Here is an 18,695-nt window from a genome sequence, read left to right on the forward strand (position 1 = left end):
CGCCACACTGACGGTGCACCGCTTTCGCGCCACCTTCTCCCACAAGGGGAGAAGGATTGAGCGCGCGGCAAGCTACACCACGGCCCGTTGCCCGATGATGGCAAAGCGCAGCTTGCTCGAGATGAAGTCGATCGCGGCGACCGCGATCAGGATCATTAGGATCAGGAACGACACCTTCTGCCATTCCAGCACGCGGATCTGCTCGGCGAGCTGTAGCCCGATGCCGCCGGCGCCGACGATGCCGATGATGGTGGCCGAACGGGTGTTCGACTCGATGAAGTAGAGCACCTGGCCGGCGATCACCGGCAGCACCTGCGGCAGCAGGCCGAAGCGGATTTCATGCAACGCGTTGCCGCCGGAGGCGCGGATGCCCTCGACCTGCTTGCGATCCGCTGCCTCGATCGCCTCCGAGAACAGCTTTCCGAACGCGCCGAAGTCGGAGACCATGATCGCCAGCACGCCGGCGAACGGGCCGAGGCCGACGACGTTGATCCAGACCAGCGCCCAGATCAGCGTATCGACGCCACGGATCGAATCCAGGAAGCGGCGCACCGGAAAGCGGATCAGGTTCGAGGGAATGACGTTGCGCGCCGCCAGCAGGCTGACCGGCAGCGCGAACAGCGCCGCAAGCGTGGTCCCGAGCAGCGCGATCGACAGCGTCTCGCCGAGCGCCTGCATGTAGAGCGGGAACGATGCGCCGGGATTCGGCGGGATCATCATCATGGTGATCCAGCCGAGTTGGCTCATCCCCGTGATCAGCTTCGTCGGCGAAAAATCGAGATCGACCAGGCCGTAGACGAAGATCCCGACCGCCGCTGCGATCATCGCCGGCAGCGCCAGCCGCGCCGACGCCGGGCGTTCGAACACGCCGGGATATTTCGCACGCAGTTCCGCGGTGTCCGGCTTCGGCAGCTGGCTCATCGCCGGGTCTCCTTGCCGAACAGCCGGCCGCGCAGCCAGCCGGTCGAGATGTCGATGATGAAGACGGTGACGATGATGGTGACGAGAATGGCGCTGACGTCGGAATAGTAGAACTTGCGGATCGCGACCACGAGCTCCTGCCCGATGCCGCCGGCGCCGACGAAGCCCATCACCGACGCCTCGCGGACGTTGATCTCGAAGCGCAGCAGCGCGTAGCTGGCGTAGCCCGCCGAGACCTGCGGCAACACGGCAAAGCGCATGCAGGACAGCCAGCTCGCGCCGGTGGAGCGGATGCCCTCGACCGGCTTCATGTCGGCATTCTCGACGATCTCGGCGAACAGCTTGCCGAGCGCCCCGGTGGTGTGGATCGCGATCGCCAGCACGCCGGCCATCGGCCCGAGGCCGAACGCGATCACGAAGATCAGCGCGAACACGATGCCCGGCACGGTGCGGGCGAATTCGAGCAGGCGACGGATGACAAAGCGCACCCACGGTCCCGGCGAGGTGTTCTGGGCGGCGAAGAAATTCAGCGCGAAGGCGAACACGGCGCCGGTCAGCGTGCCGACATAGCTGATCAGGATCGTCTCGCCGAGCATCTTCAGCCATTTCTGCCAGCCCCAGAACCATTCGGGAAAATCGGTCCAGACCCGGGCGCCCGATTCGAGCGTCAGGATGCGGTCGAAATAGCTGACGAAGTTGCCGAAATAGGTGAACAGCGTGCGCAGGTTCACCTCCGCGCCGAACGCCGCGATCAGTAGCGCCGCGCAGAATATCGCCGTCGCCAGCGCAGCTTTCAGCCGTTTGCGCGCCACGGACCTGCGGTAGGCGTCTTCCAGCGTGGCCAGTTGCTGCGCCGGAAGAATGGATACGGCGGTCGCCATCGGCGCGTGCCAGTCCGGTTCGGAGTTGAGAGGAGAGAAGGCCGGGCGATCGAGCCCGGCCTTCGTGACGTCAGGCGATCAGCTCGCCTTCTTCTTGCGCAGATTGTCGACGAACTTGATCAGCTCGACGGTGCCATCCCAGTCCTTGGTGGTGGCGGGATGAAAGCCCTTCTTCTGGCCGTCGGAGAGACGCTCGAAAGCCGCCTTGTCCTTGGTCGGAGCCTCGAAGAAGGCCTTTGCGATCGCAGCCTTCAGGTCTTCCGGAAGATCGGCGTTGTAGGCGTACGGCCCGTTGATGATCGGCGCCGACTTGTGGATGATGCGGAAGTCGTCCTTCTTCATCGCCGAACCGTCGGCGTTCTTCAGCATGCCCTTGGTCAGCATTTGTGCGAGTGTGGAATCGTCGTCGCTGGTCCACTGGTTGGCGGCCATGTCGACGGTGCCCTGCGCCAGCGCGAGGACCGCATTCTCATGGCTGCCGGTGAACACGACCTTGCCAAAATAGGTGTCGGCGTCGGCGATGCCCATCTTGTCGAGCTCGAAGCGCGGCACGTTGTTGCCGGAGGTCGAGTTCGGATCGACCAGGCCGAGGTTCTTGCCCTTCAGATCGTCGACGCTCTTGTACGGGCTCGACGCCTTGACGAAGAATACAGAGTAATAGCCGGTCGAACCGTCAGCGTTGATGTCGTTGGCGAAGGCATCGGTCTTGACGCCGGTCAAGCGGGCCCGCGCGAACGAAGCCGAGCCGTAGCTGGCGATCTGGATGTTACCGGCGCGCTGCCCCTCGATGACGGCCGCGTAGTCGTTGGCAATGCGAAGCGTGACCTTCACGCCGAGCTCCTTCGACAGATAGGCCACGAACGGCGTCCAGCGCTCGGTGACGCCGGAGGCGTTCTCGGCCGGCACCACCGCGAAGGTGAGCTCGGGATATTTTGCTTTCCAGTCCTGCGCGAATGCCGAGCCCGTGAACGCCAGTGCGGCGGCGCCGGCCAGAATGATGCGACGAGTGAACATGACTACCCCTCTTTTGCAGTTATACCTGTTGGCCGGGCAAGACGCCCGGCCTCGCAGATTGGAAGATGCGCGCCGCTCAGGCTGCGGCAGCGGTGCCGAGCGCCGGAACGGTCGCGCCGTCCGGCGCGGGCATTGGCGCGCCGCCCATGACATCATTGGCCTCGAGGTCATAGAGTTCGCGGGCGATATGGTCGGTCAGCGCTACGGGGGCGCCGTCGAACACCACGCGTCCTGCCGCCATGCCGACCAGGCGGTCGCAATAGGTCCGCGCCAGATCGAGCGAGTGCAGGTTGCAGAGCACCGTGATGCCGAAATGCTTGTTGATGCGCAGCAGCGCGTCCATCACGATCTTGGTGTTGCGCGGATCGAGCGAGGCGATCGGCTCGTCCGCAAGAATGATGTCGGGCTCCTGCACCAGCGCGCGAGCAATCGCGACTCGCTGCTGCTGGCCGCCGGACAGCTGGTCGGCGCGCTGCGCCGCGAGCTGGGCGATGTCGAACTGATCGAGCGCGGACAGCGCGAGCGCCCTGTCCTGCTCCGGCCAGACCTGCGCCAGCGAACGCCATGACGGGATCTGGGCAAGCCGGCCCATCAGCACATTGGTCAGCACGTCGAGACGGCCGACGAGATTGAACTGCTGGAAGATCATCGCCGAGCGCGCTCGCCACTGCCGCAGCGCCTTGCCGCGCAGCGCGGTCACATCGGTGCCTTCAAACAGGATACGGCCGGAGGTCGGATCGGCGAGACGGTTGATCATCCGCAGCAAGGTCGACTTGCCGGCACCGGAGCGGCCGATCACGCCGACAAAGCTGCCCGGCGCGATCGAAAAGGATGCGTTATCGACTGCGGCTTTTGTGCCGAACCGGCACGTCAAACCTTCCACCACCAGCATGCAATGCTCCAACCGCGTCGTGTTGGGCCATCGCTATCCCCGGTGCTTGACAGTTATGTGACGTGGCGTTGCAGTGCGGCGATCGTCCACACCCCTGCCTCGTCGTTCGTTTGACGTCATCGCAGCGTCATGATGTTGTCATCAAGCATCTCGATGACGAGCGCGCATCTCCCCGGAAGCCAAAGACTTACAAGATTTGCGGAGGCCCCGATGGCCGGAAAAACACTCTCGGTTGTGCCGACGATCGACCCGACCGCGTCGGTGCGCGAGAGCAAGCTCGGCAAATATACCGAAGTCGGCGCGCGCACGATCCTGCTTGAAGTCAGCATGGATGACTATTCCTACGTCGTGAACGACAGCCAGATCACCTACACCTCGATCGGAAAATTCTGCTCGATCGCGGCGATGACCCGCATCAATCCCGGCAACCACCCGATGCATCGCGCGACGCAGGCACATTTCACCTACCGCGCCAGCGCCTATTTTCCCGGAGAGAGCGACGACACCGACTTCTTCAACTGGCGACGTGCGCATCGCGTGCATATCGGCCATGACGTCTGGATCGGTCATGGCGCGATCCTGCTGCCGGGCCGCAACGTCGGAACCGGCGCCGTGGTTGCCGCCGGCGCGATCGTGACCAAGGATGTGCCCGCCTACACCATCGTTGCCGGTAATCCGGCGCGTCCGGTCAAGCGGCGCTTCTCCGAGACAACAGCGGATCGCCTCACAGCGCTCGCGTGGTGGGACTGGGATCACGAAACACTTCGTCGTGTCCTGCCCGACTTCCGCAAGCTCGCGGTCGAGGAATTCCCCGACAAGTATGAGGCCGAGGCCGTATCCCAATCACAGAACAAGCAATGGAGCGCCGTAAGGTGACGGACATTTTCATTGAAGGCGGACGCACGCTGGTTGACGGTGCGTTGGTCGAGACCTCGCTGCGGACCTCAGGCCGCGACATTGGCGCGCTCGACGCCGAACAGGGCCGCGCGGCGCTCCACATCAATGCCGGCGGCCTCTTGGTGCTGCCCGGCATCATCGATCTGCACGGCGACGCGTTCGAGCGGCAGATGATGCCGCGCCCCAGCGTCGATTTCCCGACCGACGTCGCGCTAATCGACAGCGACCGGCAGGCGATCGCCAACGGCATCACCACCGTGTTCCATGGTACGACCTGGTCGTGGGAGCCCGGTCTACGCAGCGCGGAGAATGCACGCAAGCTGCTCGATGCGATCGAGGCGCTGCGGCCACAGCTCGCCGCCGATACCCGCTTCCATCTGCGCCACGAGACCCACAATCTCGAGGCCGAGGCCGAGATCATTCAATGGCTCAGCGAAGGCCGCATCGACCTGTTCGCCTTCAACGACCACAGCAACGTCAAGCCGAAGAAGCGCAACCAGCTCGCCGAACGCACCGGGCTCTCCATCGAAGCCGTCAACGACATGCTCGATCGGATCGTGGCGCGCCGTCCCGAGGTGCCGGCCTCGATCGCGCGGCTGTCTGCGGCTGCACGCGCGGCCAACATTCGCATGCTCTCGCATGACGACAACAGCCCGGCGATGCGCCAGGAGTTTCGCGCGCTCGGCGCCACGATCGCTGAATTCCCGGTCAACGAGGAGACCGCGCGCGATGCCGCCGCCGCCGGCGACTTCATCATATTCGGCGCGCCCAATGTGGTGCGCGGCGGCAGCCACACCGGCTGGACCAAGGCATCCGACATGATCGCACAGGGCCTCTGCTCGGTGCTGGCGTCGGACTACTATTATCCGGCACAACTGCTCGCCGCGTTCCGCCTCGCCGCCGATGGCATCCTGCCGCTCACCAAAGCCTGGGACCTGATTTCGTCGGCGCCGGCACGCGCGGCGGGGCTTGCCGATCGCGGCATGCTCGCTGCGGGCCGCCGCGCCGACATCATCGTCGTCGACGACAAGGTGCCGCTGCGGCCGCGCATCGTCGCCGCGATTGCAGCCGGACGGCTGGTGCATCTGGCGGATGCGAGCTGCCTCGTTCATTCGCTCGCACCGCGCAAGACGGTTGCGGCAGCATAGTCAGGACCTATTCTGCCGCCATGGCCAACACTCCGCGCTACGCGATCTATTATGCGCCGTCACCCGACAGCGTCCTGCACCGCTTCGGTTCGGCACTGCTCGGCTACGATGCCGTGTCAGGCGACGATCTGCAGTTCCCCGATGGCGTTGCGCCCGACTGGCGCGAGGTGACGGAAGACCCGCGCAAATACGGTTTTCATGCCACGCTGAAGGCGCCGACCGCGCTCGCCGATGGCCGGAACGAGTCCGAGCTGCTTGACGCCTGCGCCGCCTTCGCCGGCCGCGCGCGGCGCATTCCGGCGATCGAACCTGTTGTCGATGCCATCAGCGGCTTCATTGCCGTGATCCCGGCGCGCCGCTCGGAGGATCTGCAACAGCTCGCCGCCGATTGCGTCACCGAATTCGACGCGTTCCGTGCGCCGCTGACGCCGCAAGATCGCGCGCGCCGCAAGCCCGAACGGCTCACGGAGCGGCAGCGCGACTACCTCGATCGCTGGGGCTATCCTTACGTCATGGAGGAATTCCGCTTCCACATGACCCTGACGGGACGGCTGAGCGACGAGCGGCGCGGCCCGATCGTGGCGCGGCTGCGCGAACGGTTCGCGGCGATCGAGCTTGCGACACTCGCGATCGACCGCATCGCGCTGTTCAAGCAAGCCGACAGCGCATCGCGCTTCCGCATCATCCGCAGCTGGCCGTTGCGGGCGTAACGGCGGCGCTACTCTTCCACCCGGGTGCGGGCGATGATCTCGGCGGCGCCCTTCGCGAGCAGCTCCATGCCGACGGCGCGGCCCAGCTCGCGCGGCCGGTCCGCCGGTCCGCGCCGCGTCACCTCGATGAAGCCGGCCCCGGCCTCGTCGAGCACGGAGGCGCGCAACGTCAGTTCGCCTCCGGCGAGCGTGGCGTGACCGGCGATCGGCGAATTGCAATGGCCGTTGAGCACCCACAGCACCTCGCGCTCGGCCTCGGCGGCAAGCCGCGACGGCGCGTTGTCGATGCCGGCAAGCCGGGCCCGCGTCGCCCAGTCGGTCTCGACGCATTCGACCGCGACGATGCCCTGGCCGACCGCCGGCAGCATCTCGTCGACGGAGAAATCATGCGCGATGCGCGCGGTCATGCCGATGCGCTCCAGGCCGGAACGCGCCATCACCAGCGCATCCGCCGGCCCCACCTCGCCGCCACCGGGCAGCCGCTGCTTGTCGCCGCGATCGAGCTTTGCAACTCGCGTGTCGGCGGCGCCGCGATAGTGGATCACGGTCGCGTCCGGAAACAGCCGGCGCAGATAGGCCGCGCGGCGCACGGCGTTGGTGCCGATCATGAAGCCCTTGCCACGCGCAGCGCGAAACGCATCCAGCGTCAGGCCTGGCCGCAGCACCAGGCTGTCATTGGCCGCATCGCGCGCCAGCATGGCCGCGAGGACGAGACCCGGCGTTTCCTCATTGCCCGGCACGTCCTTCAGCGAATGCATCGCCGCCTGCAGCGCGCCTGATCGCATGGCCTCGCGGATCTCGGCGACGAAGGCGCCGCCCTTACCGCCGTGACGCAACAGCTTGCTGGTCTGGTCCTGGTCGCCGCGGGTCTCGAACTTGACGATGTCGACGGCAAGGTCCGGCGCCGAGGCGCGCAGTAGCCGCGCGACCTCGTCCGTCTGCGCGAGCGCCATCGCGCTCTTGCGCGTCCCTATCCGCAAAACCTGTCCCGACACGAAAGCTCCGCTGGCGTGATTATCAACGGCTGGGGATTAGAACAAAAGGCCAGTCAAAACAATGGTTTTTGCCCTGGCTTGGCTGCGTTCAGGGGATCTCCTCGACCAGCGCGACACCGGCGTCGCGCATCGCCACCGTGGCGGCAGCAAGCGAACCGCCGAGATCGATGGCACGGCAGCCCGGCAGCACGACCGCGATCTCGAAGCCGAGCCGCCGCGCATCGAGCGCCGAATACTGCACGCAGAAATCCGTGGCGAGCCCGGCCATCACGACGCGCCTGAGGCCGCGCTCGCGCAGATAACCGGCGAGCCCGGTCGAGGTTATCCGGTCGTTCTCGAAGAACGCCGAATAGGAATCGATCGCACCGCGAAACCCCTTGCGGATCACGAGCTCGGCCCGGTCGGTCGCAAGATCAGGATGAAACGCGGCGCCCGCCGTGCCCTGGATGCAATGATCCGGCCACAGCGTCTGTGGCCCATAGGGCATGGTGACTGAGGAGAACGGCGCCGCGCCCGGATGCGAGGTCGCAAACGAGCTGTGGCCGGCCGGATGCCAGTCCTGGGTCAGCAGGACATGATCGAAGCGCGCCGCGAGCCGGTTGACCACCGGCACGACGGCATCGCCGTCGGCCACCGCCAGCGCGCCGCCGGGGCAGAAATCGTTCTGCACATCGATGATCAGCAAGACATCGTCGGGCCCGATCTTCATCAGGTGCCGATCCGCAAGGACGCGCGCAGCTTGCGCAGGCAGGCGATCACCGACAGCGCCGTGATGCGGCCGGTCTTCGGATTCTCCGAGGGGATGTTCTCGATCATCATCGAGAACCGCGCGGAATCGGAATCGACCTCGATGCGGTGGACGTTGCGCGTCACCGTCGGATCCGCCCAGATCTCGACCCTTGTGCGATCGGGGCCGATGCCGGCGAGCGACAGCGCCACCGCGACGTTGAGATTGGCCGGAAAGCCCTTTGCCGCGTCGCGCGCGCTGCCCTCGAAGATGCGCAGCGGCTCGGTGATGCCCTCAATCCGGATGTTGTTCTCGACCAAATGCGGCGCGCCGACGAGGCCCGCGATCGGCTTGCGCGACACCAGCCTTGCCGAATGGATGGTCCCGACCGCGGCCGCCGTCACCGCATCGAGCCCGATCAGCGCGCCGGTCGGCACGATGATCTGGCCGCCATGCGCCTTGGCAAGGTCGACCAGGTCCTCATTCTGCAACAGCGCGCCGACGCTGAGCACGACCGCGGTCTTGCCGCGCTCGACCACCGGCGCCACGATCGTGCGCACCAGCTTGCTCGGCGCACACTCGACCACGATGTCGGCGACCTCGGCCAGCTGCTCGATCGGCAGCAGCTTCGGCGCAGACTTGAGACCTTCGACCCAGCCGCGGTGCTTGTCCGGACTGTTCGCGGACACCGCGACCAGCGTCAAGCCCTCGATGCCCTGATCGAGCGCCTTGACGATTTCGGTGCCGATCGCGCCGAGGCCGGCGACCGCAACCCGCATCTTTGTCTTTCCGTCAGCCATCATTTCCCGCCGGCGAGCATCTTGACCAGGCGATAGAGGTACTCCTCGCCTTCGTAGAACGATTTGACGAGCACGCGCTCGTCCTTGCCGTGAGCCCGGTTGTCATCGACATCGGATCCCAGCCCGGAATGACCATAGGTCGGAATCCCGGCATTGCGCAGATAACTGCCGTCGGTGGCGCCGGTGCTCATCACGGGGACGATTTCGGCATTCGGCCAGAACTCCTTCGACAGCTTCTCGACCGATCCCATGATCTCTTCGTTCAAGGGTGACGGCGGGCTCAACACGGCCTTGCCGGTCGGGGTCACCTCGATCTGCTTGTCGGCGAGCACGCGCTCGATCGTCGCCTGAACGCCTTCGACCGGCTCGCCGGGCAGGATCCGGCAGTTCACCTTGGCGGTTGCCAGCTGCGGCAGCGCATTGATGGCGTGGCCGCCCTCCAGCATGGTCGCGACACAGGTGGTGCGGAGCTGCGCGTTGTAGCCGGGATTCTCCGACAATCGCGCCAGCGCCGCCGGGTCAGGCTGCGGCGCCAGGATCGCTTTGATATCGTCGGCATGCGACTTGTCGACCTCAGCGGTCTTGGTGAAGTAGATCCGCGTGGTCTCGTTGAGATTCATCGGGAAGTCGTATTTGGAGAGCCGCACCAGGCCTTCGGCGAGCCGATAGATCGCATTGTCCTTGCGCGGCAGCGAGCTATGGCCACCGCGGTCCTTCACGGTGAGCAGGTAGCCGATCGAGACCTTCTCGCTGGTCTGCACGCTGTTGCGGATCGCCTTGCCGTTCTTGAGGCCGACGCCGCCGCCTTCGTTGAGCGCGAACTCGGCGTCGATCAGGTCGCGGTGGTTCTTGATCAGCCACTGCATGCCGAGACCGTTGGCATCGAGGATCTCCTCGTCGGTCTCGAGCGCGACGATGATGTCGCGGTCGGGCTTGTAGCCCTCCTTCTTGTAGCGGATCAGGTTGGTGATGAAGGCCGACGCCATGTATTTGTCGTCGCCCGAGCCGCGGCTGTAGAAATAGCCGTCCTGCTCGGTGAGCTTGAACGGATCGACCGACCAGTCCTCGCGGAGGGCCGGGACAACGTCGATATGGGCGACCAAGAGGATCGGCTTGCGCGCGCCGGAGCCGTGCAGCCGGGCCACCAGATTGCCCTTGTGCGGGGCCGGCGAGAACACGTGCAGGTCACTCTCGGGGAAGCCCGCCGCGCGCAGCCGCGCGCCCATCGCCTCCGCGGCCTTCTGGGTATCGCCGGTCGCAGTGGTCGTATTGATCTCGACCAGCTCTTGGTAGATGCCGCGGGCAAATTGCTGCTGCTCGGTCAGGCCCTGCGCGCCGGCGCCGGACGCGAGCAGGACCGGAGCGAACGCCGCCGCGAGCTGCAGCGATCGAACCATGTTTCGGGCCTTGTGCAACATCGTGCTCTCCCAGAATTCCACCACCTGATTGGGTATGAATTCAGACAGGCGGCACGCGCTTTGGCAAGACGCCGAGCCCTTCAATTTCCGCGCGCATGCTCCGCGCTTTCGCGCACGCTATTTGGAGTCCTTATTTAGCGTCCTTGGCCGCAATCACCTCGATCTCGACCAGGAAGCCGGGATTGGCGAGCGCGGCGACGCCGACCACCGAGCGGGCCGGCAGATTCGGCTGGCTGCCGCCGAAGAACTGGGTGTAGCCCTCCATGAAGGCCTTGAAGTCCATCGGCGCAGCCGTGCTGTGCACCAGGAACACCTGCATCTTGACGACGTCGCCCATGCCAAGCCCCTGGCCCTCCAGAATGGCCTTGATGCGGTTGAGCACGCCGACAGTCTGGGTCTTGGTGTCGCCATAGGCCTGCGGGCTCGACGGATCGGCATCCTTGTTGGCGACCGGCGGCACCTGCCCGCTGACATAGACCGTCGTGGTGTTGCCGGTGACGGTCACGGCCTGCGCGATCGGGAAGGTCGAGTTGGGAATCGGATGCCTGACCACGTCAGCCGAGGCAACGGTCGCCATCGCCGACAACGCGGCGCCCAGTGCGATACCGATGAACTTCATCGAACTCTCTCCAAAATGGTTAGCGGCGGGCGTCCTGGACGTCCTTGGTCGTCACCGCGTCCTGATAGGTGTTGCCGAAGTGCGTCCGCAGATAATTCACAACGGCGGCGATCTGACCATCGGTCATCATGTCGCCGAACGCCGGCATGCCGCGTCGGCCGTTGATGACGAGGTAGATCGGATAGCTGCCGGCTTCGAGATTCTTGTTGCCGGCGAGCGAGGGATAGCTGCCGGCGCCGCTCGCACCCGTGGCATCCGGCATGTGGCAGCCCTGGCAGACATTGCCGAACAGCTCCTCGCCGGTCATCTCCACGAAACGGTAGCCTGACGAGAAGGTGCGTTTGGTCACCCCGCTGTCCTGCCCAAGGGCCGAGGTCGCCGACAGCAGCGCCAGCACCGCGATGACCGATGTTCCTGCCCGCATCATGTCTTCACCACGCGTTCGTGCAATCGGGTAATGGCATCGAGCGCGGACAGGATGGCGCCCTCCTGCCAGGCCGGCAGCTGCGAAGCGTGCTCGCCCGCCAGCGCGATGCGGCCGTCGATCTGGCAGAGATTGCGGTAATGCTGCGCCCGCCCGGCTTCGGTCCACTCACCGGCGCAGCCGAGCGTGAACGGCACCCGATGCCACGCCACCGCGACGCCGTTCTCGAACTCGCTCTTGTACTGCGGATGGATCTTGGCGCCGAACTCGACCGCACTGGCAACCCGCTCGGCCGGCGTCATCGCGGTGAACTCGAAGGAATTGGCGCCCTCATACAAATAGGCGCCGAGCAGGACGCCGCGGCCGCCGCGGTTGAAGCCATAGTTCGGATAGCCGATATTCCGGATCGGCAGGTCGGTGTAGCTGATGCCGCCATAGATCGCCTCATCCTCTTCCCAGAACCGCCGCTTGAACTGCAGCCCGACCTTCACCGAGGCGGCGTAGGGCAAGGAATCGATCGCATTCTTCATCGGCCCACCGACGTCGACAGGCAGCTGGCTCAGGATCGGCAGCGGAATGGTGCAGATGCACCAGTCGGCGGTCGCCTGCTGGACTGTGGGCGGACTGGCGGTGTCGACAAAGCTCACGGTGACGCCCGAGCCGTTCTGCTGGATCTGCGTCACCTTGGCATTATAGCGGATGAGATCGCCGACCTCGTGCGCGAACGCCTTGCCGATCATGTCCATGCCGCCGACCGGCTGGAACATGGTGGTCTGGAAATCATAGTGCGCAAAGCTCTGGACGTAGCGCCACATCCGCGAGCGCAGCAGTTCCTGGAGCGAGATCGGATCGCTGGGCAGCGGATCGCCCATCAAGCCACCGCCGGGATCCCGCGCATAACCGCGGACGTCGGCGGAGCGGAGATTGGCATTGTACTTGTAGTCGCGATCCAGCGCGCCCCAGTCGCGCAGCGCCTGCAGCAGGATCTCCTGGTCTTCCTTGCTGACGAACTCGTCGAGCCTGCCCTGCTGGCTGACCTTCGCGAGCAGCTCCGACACGCCGCCCTGGAAATCCGCCTTGATGCTGCGAAAGCGCTGCGGCTTGCCGTCGAATGCACGTGTCGCGTGCAGATAGGCATTGTGGTTGAGCTGGATGAAGGGTTCCAGCGTCACGTTGAGCCGGCGACAGTAATCGAGCAGCGCACGGTGATGATAGGGAACCCGCCACGGACCGGGATTGAGGTAGAGCCCCTGCTCGAACTGGCAGGTCTGCTTGAAGCCGCCGAGCTCGGTAAAACTGTCGCCACCGCGGATCGACCAGTTGCGGCCGCCGGCGCGGTTGTTGAATTCGAGGATCTGGACCTTGTAGCCGGCCTTGCGCAGTTCCAGCGCCGCCGTCATGCCGGCAAGCCCCGCGCCGAGAATCAGCACCGAAGCGCCCTTCACGTCGCCCGTGAGCTTGAGCGGCCCCTGGTAAGCGGACTCGGAAGCGAAACCGAGGCTCGTCATCGCTTGATACATCGCCGAACTGCCGGCGATGGTCCCGATCAGCGCCAGCAAATCCCGCCGCCTGATCACAGATTGGTTCTGCACCCGCGTTCACCCAGCCGCTGATTTCGATGGCGAAGGGAAACGGTTGACGCGACCGGTGTCAAGAAAGGGCACGCGCTTACACATGCGCCCACACGCGCTTTTGATGCATCACGCGATCGATACATCACACCACGCGTTCGAGTTGCACACGCCGGCAATCCATTTCATAGTCGAGTCCAACCACCGGCGGCCGGTCGAAATGCCAGGTCAGGCCGTTGCGAAGCGCGCCACGGCGGCCGAGCTCGCTTTCGAGCACCGGATAGACGTCGTGGACGGTATAGAGCTGCACCGCGGTGGTGTCGCGCCAGGAACCGCCGAACGCGCTCATCCGGCGTTCCATCTCGCCAAGCACGAATATCGCCTTCGCCAGGATGCCGGCCGGGCTGGTATCGCCGAGCGCGACTGTATGATCGCGATAACTAGCCTTGCCCTCGACCGACTCGCCGCTGCCGGCCACGACGAAACTCGTCGGCGCATCCTTCGCCGCCGGCACCGTGTAGCAGAAGGCGTGGAAGCTCGGCTCGGTGGGCGGATCGAGCTTTGGACAGACATTGCTGCGCGCCACCGGATTGACGCCATCGCGCATCACGCCCCATGCGATCAGCGTCTTGATGTAGATTTCGTTGAAGGCCTTGAACCCGTCCTCGGTGAACGGCGCCGGCGAGCGCAGCTCGCAGGCAGCGAATGCGGTCAGCGGACGGCCGGCGTCGCTGATGATATCGGCAATCCGCTCAAACCCCGCGCTCAACGGCACCGGTTCTGAGAACCTGACCCGCTCGATGGCATAGCCGGGTAGCGCACCGACGCCGCAGGAATACTGACTGACGCCGGGCATGAAGCGGTAGCCGCCGTCGGGAGCCTCGATGGTGTTGGTCATGGTGCCTCTGCTGGATGATGGATGCGGTCGTCGCGATGACGGTTCGCGATGGAGGGTATGCGCGAACTGCTCGATTTCATCACAGCCGTCGTCCCGGCGAAAGCCAGAGTCGATATCGCGCCACATCCTCCGCTGTCGTCCCGGCGAAGGCCGGGACCCATACTCCGCAGCAGGTGTCGTGAGAGAAGGACTCGTTGTTCCAGCGTCGAGCAACAATTGTCATTCGTGGTTATGGGTCCCGGCCTTCGCCGGGACGACGGCGAGTGTGTGGCGTTGCCCGTGAGTCACGCATCCGCATTCTCACGGCATGAGGCGCGCCCCGGAATGACGTATGGAATCGTATGGCGGGTTAGCCGAAGGTGTAACCCGCCGACGGCGTATCGCGAGAATGGTGGGTTACGCTTCGCTAACCCACCCTACGGACCACGTCTCGCGCCCCTTAATGCGCCTTGGCGATGTAGGGGCAACCGCCTTCAGCGAGCGGACGGAAGGCCTGGTCGCCCGGCACCGTCGCGAGATATTCGTAGAGATCCCACTTGCCCTTGGACTCTTCCGGCTTCTTGATGCGCATCAGGTACATGTCGTGCACCATGCGGCCGTCCTCGCGCACCACGCCGTTCTGGGCAAAGAAATCATTGACCGGGGTCTTGCGCATCCGCGCGATCACGGTTTCCGAATCCGCCGAGTTGGTCGCGGCGACCGCCTTGAAATAGTGCCGCAGCGCCGAGTTGACGCCGGCCTGGTAAGCCGTCGGCATCGCGCCATGCCGCTTGAAGAATTCCTGGGCGAAGACCCGGGTTTCGGGCGTGCGATCCCAATAGAAGGAATCGGTGAACAGCAGATCGTGCGCATGCGCGAGGCCCAGCGCGGGCACGTCGGTGAGCGTCACCTGCAACGCGACGAGCTGCATGCTGGCACGGATGTTGAACTCGTCGGCCTGCGACACCGCGTTGCGGAAGTCGGAGCCGGCATTGGCCAGCGCCAGGATTTTGGCGCCGGACGACTGCGCCTGCAGCAGGAAGGACGAGAAATCGGCGGTGTCGAACGGATGACGGACCGCGCCCAGCACCTTGCCGCCGGCCGTTGTCACGGCCTTGCTGGCGTCGCGCTCCAGCGCCTGGCCGAACGCATAGTCGGCGGTGAGGAAGAACCAGGGCGTGCCGCCGCGCGCAACCACGGCCTTCGCCGTCGCGTTCGAGGACGCGTAAGTGTCGTAGGTCCACTGCACGCTGGTCGGCGAGCATTGCTTGCCGGTGAGATCGGATGAGCCGGAGCCCGAGATCAGGAACAGCTTCTTGCGTTCGCGCGTCACGGTCTGGATCGCGAGCGCCACCGCGGAATTGACGCCTTCGGCGATCACGTCGACACCCTTGTTGTCGATCCAGTTACGCACGATGCCGGTCGCGACGTCAGGCTTGTTCTGGTGATCCGCCGAGATGATCTCGATCTTGCGTCCGCCGACCGTGCCGCCGATTTCCTCCGCGGCCCTTTGCGCCGCGATCACCGACCCAGGGCCGTTGCCATCGGAATATTGCCCGCTCATGTCGGTGATGATTCCGACCCGCAGGACGCCGTCCTCCGCGCGAGCAGCGCCGGCTGCAAAGGAGAGACACGCGGCAGCAATTGCGATCAGGACAGGCGAGCGTTTCGTGATGGACATTTCGTTCCCAAAGGTTCGGATGGTTCGGACGAACTCCTGAAGGAATCAGGGATCGCCGACAACCCCGTGGCCGGCATGGCGCTCTGCGATTCCGCGCACAAATTCCGGGTGGAGGAACACGGCGCCTCGCCGATCATGCGAACGCCGCGACGAGATTTCGCCGCGGCGTTCCTTACAGTGCTGGATGGTTTCGAAATCGCCTCAGCGCCGCTCCCACAACTGCCGCGTCAGAATGCCGACCTTGCGTTCGATCGCCTCGGCCGCATCGAGACACATGTCCTCGCGATAGCGCGAGCCGACAATCTGGACGCCGACCGGCAATCCCTCATGCAGGCCGACCGGCACCACGGCCGCCGGCAGCCCCAGCACGTTCATCGACGAAATGAAGCGCAAATCGTTCCAGAACAACTCCTTGACGCGCTGATCGCCGCCGAGATCGGCATTGACCTCCGGCGTCCTGCGCACCGAGGTCGGCATCAGCACCAGCGGATATTGCTCGAGGAACGTCATCCAGTTCCTGATGTGGCGCGACCGCTCGGCGATCGCCTTCATGTAGCCAGCCTGGTCGAGCGGGTTGGCCAGCGCCATGAAGCCGTGGAACGTCTTCTGGAAGTCGGCGCTGGAGGTCGCCAGCATCTGGTCCTGCTGCAGGATGCGGGTCTCGGTCATGATCAGGTCGCACCAGAGCTGCCAGACCTTGTTGAGATCTGGCACCTCGACCTCGCTGACCGCGTAGCCCGCATCGGCCAGATGATCGGCCGCCCTGCGCTGAAGCGCGATCACGCCGCGATCGGTCGTCATATCTTCGGGGATCTTGGCGAGCGCGACCTTGACCGGTGCGGCAGGCTTCGGCCCCGTCAATGGCGCCGGCACATACCAGGGATCGCGCGGGTCGCGCTGCGCCATCACCTCGAGGCCGAGGCGCACGTCGGCGACGTGGCGCGCCAGCGGTCCTTGCGACGACATGAACTGCGCCATCAGCGGCCGTTCTGCCGTGGCGCTGGGATTGAACGCCGGAATGCGGCCCTGGGTCGGCTTGATGGTGGCGATGCCATTGCAATGCGCCGGCCAGCGCAACGAGCCGCCGATGTCATTGCCATGCGCGATGGTGCCGATGCCGGCCGCAATCGACGCGCCGGCGCCGCCCGAGGATCCGCCGCAGGTTACGTCCGCGTTCCAGGGATTGCGCGTCAGGCCGTGCAGCGGGTTGTCGGTGAAGCCGCGCAGCGAGAATTCCGGCGTATTGGTCAGGCCGATGATGATGGCGCCGGCGTTCTTGAGATTAGCCGTCACCGGCGAGTCGCCCGGTGCGATATTGTCCTTGAAGGCGACCACGCCGTTCGAATTGGCCTGGCCTTCGACGTCGATGTTGATCTTGATCGTGACCGGTACGCCGTGCAGCGGTCCGACCTCGCCGCCCTTCCCTTTGCTCGCCGCCAGCGCTTCGTCGGCGGCCTTGGCCGCCTTCAGCGCAGCGTCGCCGAGATCGACGACGACGGCGTTGAGCGCCGGGTTGGCCTCCTGCTTGCGGTCGAGATGGGCGCGAACCACCTGCTCCGACGTCACTTCGCTTTTCTTGATGGCCGCCGCCGTGTCTACGGCGGACCATTGCCAGATCGGTGCATTCGTCACGTTGTGCTCTCCCATGATGCTCAGTGTTTGTTGTTGGTTTTGAAACCGCGTGCCTTCAGTCTCGCGGGTCGATCGGCGTCAGCGTCGACGCACGCGCCTCGATCACCTCGGCGACGGCGAGACAGACATCCTCGCGGAAGCGGCCGGCGATCACCTGCACGCCGACCGGCACCCCGCCGGCGGTGCCCGTCGGCACCACGACCGACGGAAAGCCGAGCGCGGGGACCGCGAGCAGCGGCCGCTGCGCATCGAGCAGCGCACGCACCACCGTTGCGTCTTCCTGATCCTGATCGAAGCGGAACGGCAGTTGCGCCGAGACCGGCAGGATGATGACGGGGCAACGTTCCTGGAACAGCTGCCAGGCCCGCACGATCGAGAGGCGCTGCTCGAAGCAGGCCAGCACCTGATCGCCGTCGAGCTCGGGCGCATACGCAATATGGCAGTCGAGATTGTAACGGCTCCGATCGTCGCCGAACTTGCGGATCATCGGCGCCAGCACGCGCCGCTCCTCATTGATGACGAGGCGATGCCAGAGATCGGCGGCCTCCGCGAGGCGCGGCGGCAGGGTCTCCTCCACCGCAAAGCCGGCCTCGGCGAGCCAGCGTCCGGCGGCGCGCACCGCTACGCTGACTTCCGGCGCCTCGTCGCCGAACGGCACGGGCGCGATCGCAACGCCGACCGGACGCTTGAGCGGCCCACCCTGCAAGGGCACCGGCAGCCATGTGCCGTCGCGCGCGTCGGCCTGCGCCATCGCGGCGAGGCCCGTGCGCAGATCGGCGATCGAGCGCGCGAGCGGCCCCTGCACCGACATCATCTGCGCCGTGATCGGACGATCTGATGTCGCCGACGGATTGAACGAGGGAATTCGTCCCGGTGTCGGACGCAGGCCGGCAACGCCGCAGGCGTAAGCGGGATAGCGGATCGAGCCGCCGAAATCATTGCCATGCGCGATCGCGCCCATTCCGGAAGCAACGGCGGACGCGGCGCCACCGCTGGAGCCACCCGGCGTCAGCCGGCGGCTCCACGGATTATAGGTCGCGCCGTGCAGATCGTTGTTGGTGAACCAGCGGTGCGAGAAGGCTGGTGTGTTGGTGCGGCCGACAATGACGGCGCCCGCCTTGCGGAAATTCGCGACCACCGGGCTGTCGTCGGTTGCGATCACGTCGCGGAAGGCGACGACGCCGTTGGTGGTGGCGTGGCCGCGCTGATCGACATTGACCTTGATCGTGACCGGCACGCCATGCAGCGCGCCAAGCTCCGCACCGGATTTCACCGCGGCGTCCGCCGCATCCGCCGCGGCCAGCGCCTCATCGGCGAGCACCTCGACGATGGCGTTCAGCGCCGGATTGACCTGCGCGATCCGGTCGAGGCTCGATTGCACGGCGTCCCGGCTCGAGATCGCACGCGTCGCGATCGCACGCGCCAGATCGACGGCCGACCAGCTCCACAACTCATTCTCGCGCCGCGTGACCATTGTTGTTTCCTCCA

Annotated in this window: 18 protein-coding genes; 3 read left to right on the top strand and 15 right to left on the bottom strand. The window is 65.4% G+C overall.

The features are described from left to right. Window positions 1-72 precede the first annotated feature (72 nt). From phnE (BraRD5C2_RS17140) to phnC, 4 genes are all read right to left on the bottom strand, one after another. Entirely contained in the window at window positions 73-921 is an 849-nt protein-coding gene (gene phnE, locus BraRD5C2_RS17140) for a phosphonate ABC transporter, permease protein PhnE (protein ID WP_223969893.1), read from the bottom strand. After that, the gene (gene phnE, locus BraRD5C2_RS17145) at window positions 918-1,802 is read right to left on the bottom strand and encodes a phosphonate ABC transporter, permease protein PhnE (protein WP_223969894.1); all 885 of its coding nucleotides are present in this window, start codon (window positions 1,800-1,802) and stop codon (window positions 918-920) included. Before phnE (BraRD5C2_RS17145) ends, phnE (BraRD5C2_RS17140) begins: the two co-directional genes overlap by 4 nt. 78 nt (window positions 1,803-1,880) lie before the next feature. After that, window positions 1,881-2,816, bottom strand: a complete 936-nt coding sequence (phnD, locus tag BraRD5C2_RS17150; RefSeq protein WP_223969895.1) for a phosphonate ABC transporter substrate-binding protein — start codon at window positions 2,814-2,816, stop codon at window positions 1,881-1,883. Between the two features lie 76 nt (window positions 2,817-2,892). Further along, complete coding sequence (gene phnC, locus BraRD5C2_RS17155; protein ID WP_223969896.1) at window positions 2,893-3,708, bottom strand: phosphonate ABC transporter ATP-binding protein; 816 nt, start codon at window positions 3,706-3,708, stop codon at window positions 2,893-2,895. A gap of 210 nt (window positions 3,709-3,918) precedes the next feature. On the opposite strand from phnC, the gene BraRD5C2_RS17160 reads away from it, so the two are divergent. From BraRD5C2_RS17160 to BraRD5C2_RS17170, 3 genes are read left to right on the top strand one after another with little or no spacing between them, the layout of a single operon-like run. Further along, window positions 3,919-4,584 carry an LbetaH domain-containing protein gene (locus BraRD5C2_RS17160; RefSeq protein ID WP_223969897.1) on the top strand — a complete coding sequence of 222 codons (666 nt, stop codon included), beginning with the start codon at window positions 3,919-3,921 and terminating at the stop codon, window positions 4,582-4,584. Beyond that, window positions 4,581-5,753: an alpha-D-ribose 1-methylphosphonate 5-triphosphate diphosphatase gene (locus BraRD5C2_RS17165; RefSeq protein ID WP_249788342.1), complete on the top strand. Its 1,173-nt coding sequence runs from the start codon at window positions 4,581-4,583 to the stop codon at window positions 5,751-5,753. Before BraRD5C2_RS17160 ends, BraRD5C2_RS17165 begins: the two co-directional genes overlap by 4 nt. 20 nt (window positions 5,754-5,773) lie before the next feature. Continuing rightward, window positions 5,774-6,463 (top strand): DUF1045 domain-containing protein, encoded by a 690-nt coding sequence (locus tag BraRD5C2_RS17170; RefSeq protein WP_223969899.1) that lies wholly within the window; start codon window positions 5,774-5,776, stop codon window positions 6,461-6,463. Between the two features lie 8 nt (window positions 6,464-6,471). Here BraRD5C2_RS17170 and hemC read toward each other — a convergent pair whose 3' ends face one another. The 11 genes from hemC to BraRD5C2_RS17225 all read right to left on the bottom strand — a co-directional run bounded on the left by hemC (window position 6,472) and on the right by BraRD5C2_RS17225 (window position 18,681). Then, window positions 6,472-7,443: a hydroxymethylbilane synthase gene (gene hemC, locus BraRD5C2_RS17175; RefSeq protein WP_223970110.1), complete on the bottom strand. Its 972-nt coding sequence runs from the start codon at window positions 7,441-7,443 to the stop codon at window positions 6,472-6,474. Window positions 7,444-7,546: 103 nt separating this feature from the next. Continuing rightward, window positions 7,547-8,167, bottom strand: a complete 621-nt coding sequence (gene pncA / locus BraRD5C2_RS17180; RefSeq protein WP_223969900.1) for a bifunctional nicotinamidase/pyrazinamidase — start codon at window positions 8,165-8,167, stop codon at window positions 7,547-7,549. Further along, on the bottom strand, window positions 8,167-8,985 hold the full coding sequence (locus BraRD5C2_RS17185; protein ID WP_223969901.1) for an aspartate dehydrogenase: 819 nt from the start codon (window positions 8,983-8,985) through the stop codon (window positions 8,167-8,169). Before BraRD5C2_RS17185 ends, pncA begins: the two co-directional genes overlap by 1 nt. Further along, entirely contained in the window at window positions 8,985-10,403 is a 1,419-nt protein-coding gene (locus BraRD5C2_RS17190; protein ID WP_223969902.1) for a M20/M25/M40 family metallo-hydrolase, read from the bottom strand. The genes BraRD5C2_RS17185 and BraRD5C2_RS17190 overlap by 1 nt, the downstream gene beginning before the upstream one ends. A gap of 130 nt (window positions 10,404-10,533) precedes the next feature. Continuing rightward, window positions 10,534-11,022, bottom strand: coding sequence for a Rid family hydrolase (locus tag BraRD5C2_RS17195; protein WP_223969903.1), 489 nt, complete (start codon window positions 11,020-11,022; stop codon window positions 10,534-10,536). Window positions 11,023-11,041: 19 nt separating this feature from the next. Then, window positions 11,042-11,449, bottom strand: coding sequence for a c-type cytochrome (locus BraRD5C2_RS17200; protein WP_223969904.1), 408 nt, complete (start codon window positions 11,447-11,449; stop codon window positions 11,042-11,044). After that, entirely contained in the window at window positions 11,446-13,038 is a 1,593-nt protein-coding gene (locus tag BraRD5C2_RS17205; RefSeq protein ID WP_223969905.1) for a flavin monoamine oxidase family protein, read from the bottom strand. Before BraRD5C2_RS17205 ends, BraRD5C2_RS17200 begins: the two co-directional genes overlap by 4 nt. 124 nt (window positions 13,039-13,162) lie before the next feature. Continuing rightward, complete coding sequence (gene cnbZ, locus BraRD5C2_RS17210; protein ID WP_223969906.1) at window positions 13,163-13,915, bottom strand: 2-amino-5-chloromuconate deaminase CnbZ; 753 nt, start codon at window positions 13,913-13,915, stop codon at window positions 13,163-13,165. Window positions 13,916-14,354: 439 nt separating this feature from the next. Further along, a complete protein-coding gene (locus BraRD5C2_RS17215; protein WP_223969907.1) occupies window positions 14,355-15,575 on the bottom strand; it encodes an ABC transporter substrate-binding protein in 1,221 nt (406 codons plus the stop codon). 201 nt (window positions 15,576-15,776) lie between these two features. After that, window positions 15,777-17,222 carry an amidase family protein gene (locus BraRD5C2_RS17220; protein ID WP_223969908.1) on the bottom strand — a complete coding sequence of 482 codons (1,446 nt, stop codon included), beginning with the start codon at window positions 17,220-17,222 and terminating at the stop codon, window positions 15,777-15,779. Window positions 17,223-17,262: 40 nt separating this feature from the next. Then, window positions 17,263-18,681 carry an amidase family protein gene (locus BraRD5C2_RS17225; protein WP_223969909.1) on the bottom strand — a complete coding sequence of 473 codons (1,419 nt, stop codon included), beginning with the start codon at window positions 18,679-18,681 and terminating at the stop codon, window positions 17,263-17,265. Between the last annotated feature and the right edge of the window lie 14 nt (window positions 18,682-18,695).

This window comes from Bradyrhizobium sp. RD5-C2 (assembly GCF_019972155.1).
Classification (GTDB): domain Bacteria; phylum Pseudomonadota; class Alphaproteobacteria; order Rhizobiales; family Xanthobacteraceae; genus Bradyrhizobium.